Below are 7,883 nucleotides of genomic sequence, written 5' to 3' on the forward strand. Positions count from 1 at the left end.
GTGCCAACGGTGTGGTGCCGATGCTGAGCGTGCCGGTACCGGGCTTAGTCACGAGAATCTCCGCGCCCGCCTCGTCGACGTAGCGCTTACCCATCAGATTGCCGTCGGCGTAGCCCGCGGCGGGCTCGGCGCCCTGAGCGCGTTGCGCGCCGAGCGGGATCATCGGAACGCCCCCGGCGCGCAGGTCGTCGAGACTGTCCGCAGCCTTCACCACGATCACCTCGGTGTCGCACACCTGACTGCGCAGGCGAGTGCCGTTCTTGACCATTGTCATCCTTTCCTGACGGTGACTACGTATTGACGACATCAGCCGCGGGCCGCGGGCCGTACTCGTCGACGAGTGCGCGGCGCAGGACCTTCCCGGTCGGGGTCGCGGGCAGCGAATCCCGGAAGACGACCCGGTCGGGCGTGCGGGAGCCGCGCAGACCGGCCCGGACGTAGTCGCGCAGTTCGCCCGGGTCCGGTGCTGCGCCGTCGGCGGGCACCACCACCGCCACGATGATCTGGCCCCACTGCGCGTCCGCGACGCCGATGACTGCCACCTCGCGCACCGCGGGGTGCTCCACCAGCACATCCTCGATCTCGGCCGGGGCGATGTTCTCGCCGCCGCGGATGATCGTGTCGTCGGAGCGGCCGCCGATGAACAGGTAACCGTCGGCGTCGAGCATCGCCACGTCTTTGGTCGGGAACCACCCCTCGTCGTCGAGCACCGAGCCGATCCCGGTGTACCGGCCGGACACCTGCGGCCCTCGGACGAACAACTCCCCCGTCGCACCGACGGGTAGCACCCGGCCGTGGTCGTCCCGGATCTGCACCTCGATGCCGGGCACCGGCTGCCCGACCGAGCCGAGCCGTCGCGCGACCGCCGGGTCACCGGACCGGTGCGCGGCCCGGTGATCCTCCGGTCCCAGCACCGCGATCGTGGAACTGGTTTCGGTCAGGCCGTAGGCGTTGACGAAACCGACCTCGGGCAGCAGGTCGAGCGCTCTGCGAACCAGCGGCAGCGCGACTTTGGATCCGCCATAGGCGAGGGTGCGCAGGGTGGGCAACCTCCTGCCGGAGCGCTCCAACTCGGTCACGATGCGATCGAGCATGGTCGGCACCACGGTCGCGGTGGTGACCGACGCACCGGCGACCAGGTCGATCCACCGCGCGGCGTCGAAGTTGCGCAGGTACACCATTGTTCGCCCGGCGTACAGGTTGGACAGCGCCGCGCCGATACCGGCGATGTGGTACGGCGGCACGCAGATCAGAGCGGCGTCCGCCGGTTCGGCCGAGTCGAATTCGACCGTCCCGGTGACGTAGCCGACCAGGTTGTTGTGCGAGAGCTCGACCGCCTTGGGCTTCGAGGTGGTCCCGGAGGTGAACAGCACGACGGCCACCTGATCCGGATCTGGCGATTCGGCGTCGGCGATCGGATCGACGGCGGCCGACGCCTGGACCAAAGCCGGCGAACGCATGATCTTGCCGCCGGAGGCCGCCACGATGTCGTGGTACTCCTCGTCGCAGACCACCAGCGGATCCTCCAGCCGGGTGATCAGTTCGGCCAAGGAGTCGGCGGCGAGCCGATAGTTCAACGACGTGAAGGGAACTCCGGCACCCGCCGACGCGAAGATCAACAGCGGCAGCAGGTGTCCGCCGGTACCGACGTAGGCCACGCTCCGGGCGCCGGAGTTCGCGATCACCGCGGCCGCGCTCTGGACCCGCGAGCTCAGCTCGGACGCGGTCCAGCGCACCTCGTCGCACACCACTGCGAGCCGGTCCGGGCGGCCCGAGGCAGCCATGTCGAGCAAGAGCGAAACGCTCATTCCGCACCCTCTCCGCGAACGCCCTCCAGGCGCTACGATATTGGAATTCTCTATTTTGGAGAATAACATATTCAAGCGGTGTGGACGCAGCGCTATGCGAGCCCTCAGCCGCGGCGACAAGCAACGATGCCGCCATACGGGAAGATTGATCCGAGCCCGCATCCCAACACCTCGGGCGCCGATCGACTGTGCGGCCCGACGCGTTGCGATCACCAGGCACGATCCGCAACCCTTTCGCACGGCGGTGCACGAACGGCGCCGGGCCGCCATGCAGGGCCGAATTTTGCGGAGAACATGCTTTTCGCAGCTGAATGCCATCTCACTGGCAAGTAGAGCAGGGGGAGCGAGCTGGATCGCCTTCCTTTGTGATAACGTCATTCTCGTCAGAGTTGACGCAATCGGATCGCGCGCCGACCAGCCCTCGCTCGCCGATCCGTTGGGACACCGCGGAGGTGGTGATGAGCTCGAGCACCGGATACACCGTGAAATCGCCACCCGGATCGGACGGCGATGCACAGGTCCCGAGCGGCAGCCCGCTCGACGAGGCCGATGCCGAGGAACTCACGCTCGCCGCCGAGGCGGCGGAGGCGGAGGCACAGGCAGCCGAGGCACGCGCCGAGGCAGCCCGCGCCCGGGTTCGCGCGGCCGAGTCGCGCCGGCGAGCGCGCACCGCCTCGCAGCGACTCGATGCCACGGAACCCGTGAAAGCACAAGCACTTTCAAGTTATTCCGCGGCGACAGACGAACCCCGCGACGCGCAGACGCCGGGTGAGCGTTCGAACGCGCACCCGGCCGATCCGACGCAGTCGAGTACGTCGACGGACGACGACCGCGGCGACACCGCGCATCCGGCCAAGGCCGAATCCCTTCCGCGCGCGAGCCTCCGCGACGCACTCGGTCGCCTCCTCCGCAGACGTTCCACGATGGTCGCCGTCGCCCTCGTCGTGATCGCCCTGGCGCTGGCCGGCAGCGGATACTCGATCCGGCACCATCACAACGTCGCCGAGAACAACCGGCGCGCGGCGGAATTCACCGCTGCCGCGCGGCAAGGCGTCGTCGCCTTGACGACCTTGGACTTCAACCGGGCGACAGCGGACGTGCAGCGGGTCCTGGACAATTCCACCGGATCCTTCCGCGGCGACTTCCAGGCGCGGGCCGCCGATTTCACGACCGTGATCCAGCAGTCGCAGGTCGCCACCGAGGGCAAGGTGAACGCCACCGCGATCGAGTCGATGACGAAGGATTCCGCGGTGGTCCTCGTCGCCGCGACGTCGCAGGTCACCAATTCCGCTGGGGCGCGCCAAGAACCGCGCGCCTGGCGGCTGAGCGTGACCGTGACTCGTGAGGGAGATCAGCTCAAGATGTCGAAAGTCGAGTTCGTGCCGTGACCACCGACAGCGCATCGGTCGCCGAACGCGACAGCGAATCGAAGCAGGATGCGGACGAGCCGGCGGACACGAAGCGCCCCGGGAAGGCCGGCCTCCCGAAGCCGAACTCGAGGCATCGGTTGTCCCACATGCTGCGAACCGAGTACACCGCGGTTGCGCTCGCCGTGCTCCTCGTGGCCTCGGTCGCCACCGCCACCTGCTTGTTCTTCTCGCAGTACCGGCCGGACAGCCGAACCGGGGACGAGGCCGCGGCGGCACTCGATGCCGCCTCACGCGGCACGGTGGCACTGCTGTCCTACGCGCCCGACACCCTCGACCGGGATCTCGATTCCGCGAAGTCCTTTCTGACCGGCGACTTCCTGGCGTACTACAGCCAGTTCACCCAGCAGGTCGTGGCGCCTGCCGCCAAGCAGAAGTCGGTCCGGACCAGCGCGACCGTCGTGCGCGCGGCGGTGTCGGAACTGCGCCCGGATGAGGCGGTGGTTCTGGCGTTCATCAACCAGAGCACCACGAGCGCGGAGAAACCCGACCCCGCTCTGGCCGCCAGTAGCGTCCGGGTCACGTTGCGCAAGGCCGACAGCGTATGGCGGATCTCGGCGTTCGACCCGGTCTAGCCCGGTTCGACGTCGGTCCTCACTAGGGAAATTCTATTCTCCTTTTCGAGAATGAGTCTACACTTAGGTATGCATGTCCCTTGGAGCGAGCTACTCGCCTGCCTCGACCTGCGCCAGCGGCCGACATCGCCGTCATCCGTCGCTGCGGACACCCGGCCGGGGACCGGCGGCCGTCGCAGGGAGACGCTGACCGTGTACGAAGGTCCGAGTCAGCGGCTGGACCACGGTTGGCTGTACGGCGGACAACTGCTGGCGCAGATCGTGCGCGCGGCCATGTGCGCCTGCCCCGCGAAAGCGGTCAAATCCCTGCACGTGGTATTCGCCCACGAGGGGAAGGGCGACGCGCCCGTCTACTACATCGTGCAGCGCCAGCACGAAGGCCGCTCGTTCGCGGCGCTCACCGTCACCGCCCGGCAGAAGCGGGACATCGTCGCGACCGCGGTCGTCTCGATGCATGCCCGCGAAGACGGTCCGGACCACCAGACCGTTCCTGGCATCCCCGCTGTACCCGGACCGCGACACCGCACCGATACGCACCTCCTGCCGTGGGAGACCCGATCGACCGCCGACCTCGACTCGATCGCGGCGCATCCGCCCGATTACGAGTTGTGGATGCGAACCCCGCAGGTGCCCGAAGATCTGCACGCCGCCTTGACCGCCTACGCGACCGACCTGAGTCCCATCGGAACCGCGTTGCGCCCGTTGGAAGGATTCGGCCAAAGCGGCAACGGCACCGAGTTCACCTCGGCGACGATCACCCATTCGATCTGGTTCCACCGTGCGTTCCGCACCGACGAGTGGTTGCTGTTGCGCCACCACAGCCCACTCGTCGCACACGGCCGTTGCTTCGGCAAAGGCGACATCTTCACCCGCGACGGGACGCTTGTCGCGTCGTTCGCCCAGGAGGGCCTGCTGAGGTTCCGGCCGTGATCCCCACCCTCTCCTCGACGCACGGAATGGACGACGCATGGACCCGAATCCTTATCTACACGGTCCCGACGCCACACCCAGCCGCTACCGGGTCATCCAATGGGCGACCGGCGGCGTTGGCGGGCACGCGTTGCGCGCCGTACTGGAGCATCCCGACCTCGCGCTCGCGGGTGTGCGGGTGCACGATCCGGCCAAGGCCGGCGTAGACGCGGGCGTCCTGTGCGGATCGGGCAGCACCACGGGGGTCGCCGCGACGACCGACTTCGACGAGATCCTGACACTGGACGCCGACTGCGTGCTGTACATGCCGCGCCTGTTCGATGTCGACGATGTCTGCCGCCTGTTGGTGGCCGGGATCAACGTGGTCACCACGCACGGCGATCTCCGGCATCCCGACACTCTGGACCCGGAGGTGTGCGCGCGCATCGAAGCGGCATGCTGGTTCGGCGGGGCCTCGATCCTGAGCACGGGCATCGCGCCGGGCTTCGTCACCGAGACCCTTCCGGTCGCGCTCAGCTCGATTCAGCGCAAGATCGACCGGCTGACCATCGAGGAGAGCGTCGACCTCGCCCACCCCGGCACGTCACGGTTGCTGGTGGAGACAATGGGTTTCGGTGCCGCGCCCGCACCATTCGACGAACAGCGCCTGGCGCATGCCACCCACACGTTCGGTCCTTCGTTGCGGCTGGTCGCCGACGCCGTCCGCTTGCCCCTCGACGCGTTCGAAGTAGTCGGCGATGTCGCGCTCGCAGAGCACGACGTGCCGCTGGAGTTCACGACGCTGGCGGCGGGAACGGTGGCCGCACAGCGCATCACGATCTGCGGGCGGGGCGGCGGCCGCGTCCTGTTGCGGTTGCGGTCCACCTGGTACTGCACGTCCGCACTCCGACCGGCCTGGCCGGTGCGTGCGACCGGATGGCATGTGGCGATCGACGGCGAGACTCCGATCGAGATGGATCTGCGCTATCCGGTGGACCCGAGCCGGATGAGCGCCATGTCGCCGCGGTACGCAGCCAATCGCGCCGTCAATGCCATTCCTTACCTGTGCGCCGCGCCGCCCGGAATCCGCACCACGCTCGATCTGCCTCCGTTGACCGCTAATCTCGGCTGATTCGCGAACCACGGTCTCGAACGGCCTTCTTCGGTGGTGCGCGCATCGAGCCGTGCGCACGCTTCTGCCTCCAGCGTCAGATCCCCATGAGAGAAATCATACTTTCGATAATGGAGAATGCTATTCTCAAGCGTATGGACGAAGGCAGTTCGCCGACCGCGCACGGCGAAACGAGTTTCACACGGGACACTTCCGCGCCCTTCGAGCACGCCGAGCCGAGTTCGCCCACTTCCGCTTCGACGCACCGCCCCGAGACCACCCGAGCGGGCGCGCCGCGAGCCCGCGACCGCGCGCGCTTGTGGAAACAAGACCGGCCGAGGAAGGTCACGCCTGTCACCGACGTTCCACTGCGGGTGACGGTCCGGGATGTGCTCGACTACTTCGCGAAATGTCCCGACTGCGGATACCCCGCCCAGGCGTCGGCGACGGTGCGGGAACTGCGCGACGGACGGGTCGAGACCGAGGTCCGGCCCAGTTGCGGGCTTCCTTGCGGCTGGCAGGGAAGCCCCCGGATCTCCACGAGTGCGATCGGCGCGGCTCCGCGGCCGTAGCGGCGAGCCGCTCCGGCACGCACTCCGGCCGCGCGGATTTCGCTGCCGGAGTGCGCCGTTCGTGTTCAGCCCACCGTGACGAGGTCGGTGCCGCCCCATAGTCCGGTCAGCAGCAGCTCCCCACTCCGGAATACTTCCGGCACGCCGACGTCGGAGGCGGGCACACCGGCCGCCGTCAGCGCGCAGCCCTTGAACGCCTGCGCGGCGACGCTCAGCGGGTGACGCACCGCACCGAGCCTGCGGTCGAGTTCCTCGGGCAGATCCTCGCCCCACAGCGCGACTTCGATCAGACCATGGTCCAAGCAGTCCAGCACGCCCTGCCGGACCCGGGCATCACCGGCGAACAGCTCCGGCGCCACCGCCACCGCATGCGGCCAGGTGTCGTGCACCGGCGTGGCCAGTGACCGCTCGAGATCCAGGACGGTGGCGCCGAGAATCTGCAATGCCCGCGCGTCGGAGCAGTCGGCGAGCAGCACCGTCACTTCCCAACCCGCCATCGTCCGGTCGCACAGCCAGCCGCCGGCATGGCGCACCACGTCGACGGCGGTCGCGGCGACGACCGCCAGCCGGTATCGGAGCAGATGTTTGCGCGCGTGCGCGCGCCACCCGGTGACCGAATGCGCTCCAGAGAAGCCCCGGTCGACGGAATCGAAGTCTGGAGCAACCATGCTCACCCTCCCTGCACTGGGCCATCAGCCGATCTCGCGCGTGGGGCCATGCCCCGCGAAGCGACCGACACCTACGGTAACACGCTCTCGTAAAGTGAAAGGTAGCTTCTCATCGAGAGAGAATCAATACTCGTGAATCTTCAGACCACCACAACGGGCGAAAACCGCAGTTCCCGAACGCACCCCCACGCCCAGTGAAGCATCTGTCGCCGATCGACGGCACATCATGCGCATTGACTCCGGTCGACCCGTTTGGAAATGTAGTAATCAAATCTGAGAGTCATATTCTCAACAGACAGGAGCAGGCGATGACACTGAGCCCACTTCCGGAGGACCAGTGGGACGACGCGGTGAACGCCGCACTGTCCCGCATGCTGCCCGCGGAGCGCCGCAACCCTAGGGCGGCGGGAAACGCACTCGCGACCTTGGTTCGCCATCCCGCCCTGACGAAAGCTTTCCTCGGCTTCAACGTCCACCTGCTGTTCGGGTCGACACTGGAACCACGGCTGCGAGAACTGGCCATCCTCCGGGTAGCGCACCAACGCGGCTGCGAGTACGAGTGGCATCACCACGCCCGGATGGGCGCTGAAGCCGGGCTCACCGAAGGCGATATCGCCGCGGCCCGCGGCTCGGCGTCCGCCGCCGACGATCTCGACCGCCTGCTGTTGCGAGCCGTGGATGAACTCGCGGAGAAGTCGGCGTTGTCCGAGGAGACCTGGGCTGCCCTGGGCGAACGTCTCGACGAGCGGCAACGCATGGATCTCGTCTTCACGGTCGGCGGCTATACGACGCTGGCCATGGCCTTCAACACCT

9 protein-coding genes are annotated in these 7,883 nt (G+C 67.7%); 6 read left to right on the top strand and 3 right to left on the bottom strand.

The window, feature by feature from the left end:
* On the bottom strand, positions 1-268 hold a 268-nt coding region (locus ACFU5M_RS33465), incomplete at its 3' end, for a hypothetical protein (RefSeq protein WP_379055450.1).
* A gap of 22 nt (positions 269-290) precedes the next feature.
* Positions 291-1,808, bottom strand: a complete 1,518-nt coding sequence (locus ACFU5M_RS33470; protein ID WP_379055452.1) for a class I adenylate-forming enzyme family protein — start codon at positions 1,806-1,808, stop codon at positions 291-293.
* A gap of 458 nt (positions 1,809-2,266) precedes the next feature.
* Between ACFU5M_RS33470 and ACFU5M_RS33475 the strand changes: the two genes are divergently transcribed.
* The 5 genes from ACFU5M_RS33475 (at position 2,267) to ACFU5M_RS33495 (ending at position 6,402) form a co-directional block, all read left to right on the top strand.
* Entirely contained in the window at positions 2,267-3,196 is a 930-nt protein-coding gene (locus ACFU5M_RS33475) for a hypothetical protein (protein WP_379055454.1), read from the top strand.
* Positions 3,193-3,810 carry a twin-arginine translocation pathway signal gene (locus ACFU5M_RS33480; protein ID WP_379055456.1) on the top strand — a complete coding sequence of 206 codons (618 nt, stop codon included), beginning with the start codon at positions 3,193-3,195 and terminating at the stop codon, positions 3,808-3,810. The genes ACFU5M_RS33475 and ACFU5M_RS33480 overlap by 4 nt, the downstream gene beginning before the upstream one ends.
* A gap of 69 nt (positions 3,811-3,879) precedes the next feature.
* Positions 3,880-4,740, top strand: a complete 861-nt coding sequence (locus tag ACFU5M_RS33485) for an acyl-CoA thioesterase (protein WP_379055458.1) — start codon at positions 3,880-3,882, stop codon at positions 4,738-4,740.
* A gap of 37 nt (positions 4,741-4,777) precedes the next feature.
* Positions 4,778-5,851 carry a dihydrodipicolinate reductase gene (locus ACFU5M_RS33490; protein ID WP_379055460.1) on the top strand — a complete coding sequence of 358 codons (1,074 nt, stop codon included), beginning with the start codon at positions 4,778-4,780 and terminating at the stop codon, positions 5,849-5,851.
* Positions 5,852-5,985: 134 nt separating this feature from the next.
* Positions 5,986-6,402, top strand: a complete 417-nt coding sequence (locus tag ACFU5M_RS33495) for a hypothetical protein (protein WP_379055462.1) — start codon at positions 5,986-5,988, stop codon at positions 6,400-6,402.
* Between the two features lie 65 nt (positions 6,403-6,467).
* Here the strand turns inward: ACFU5M_RS33495 and ACFU5M_RS33500 are convergent, their stop codons facing one another.
* Positions 6,468-7,070: a hypothetical protein gene (locus ACFU5M_RS33500; RefSeq protein ID WP_379055464.1), complete on the bottom strand. Its 603-nt coding sequence runs from the start codon at positions 7,068-7,070 to the stop codon at positions 6,468-6,470.
* Positions 7,071-7,378: 308 nt separating this feature from the next.
* Between ACFU5M_RS33500 and ACFU5M_RS33505 the strand changes: the two genes are divergently transcribed.
* A partial coding sequence (locus ACFU5M_RS33505; RefSeq protein WP_379055466.1) for a carboxymuconolactone decarboxylase family protein occupies positions 7,379-7,883 on the top strand: 505 nt, incomplete at its 3' end.

Source organism: Nocardia sp. NPDC057455, assembly GCF_042802775.1.
Classification (GTDB): domain Bacteria; phylum Actinomycetota; class Actinomycetes; order Mycobacteriales; family Mycobacteriaceae; genus Nocardia.

What these genes read in the sequence shown, in the direction of transcription:
- ACFU5M_RS33490 (WP_379055460.1), top strand. Translation starts at nt 4,778, where the DNA reads ATGGACCCGAATCCTTATCTACACGGTCCCGACGCCACACCCAGCCGC.
- ACFU5M_RS33470 (WP_379055452.1), bottom strand. Translation starts at nt 1,808, where the DNA reads ATGAGCGTTTCGCTCTTGCTCGACATGGCTGCCTCGGGCCGCCCGGAC.
- ACFU5M_RS33475 (WP_379055454.1), top strand. Translation starts at nt 2,267, where the DNA reads ATGAGCTCGAGCACCGGATACACCGTGAAATCGCCACCCGGATCGGAC.
- ACFU5M_RS33485 (WP_379055458.1), top strand. Translation starts at nt 3,880, where the DNA reads ATGCATGTCCCTTGGAGCGAGCTACTCGCCTGCCTCGACCTGCGCCAG.
- ACFU5M_RS33500 (WP_379055464.1), bottom strand. Translation starts at nt 7,070, where the DNA reads ATGGTTGCTCCAGACTTCGATTCCGTCGACCGGGGCTTCTCTGGAGCG.
- ACFU5M_RS33495 (WP_379055462.1), top strand. Translation starts at nt 5,986, where the DNA reads ATGGACGAAGGCAGTTCGCCGACCGCGCACGGCGAAACGAGTTTCACA.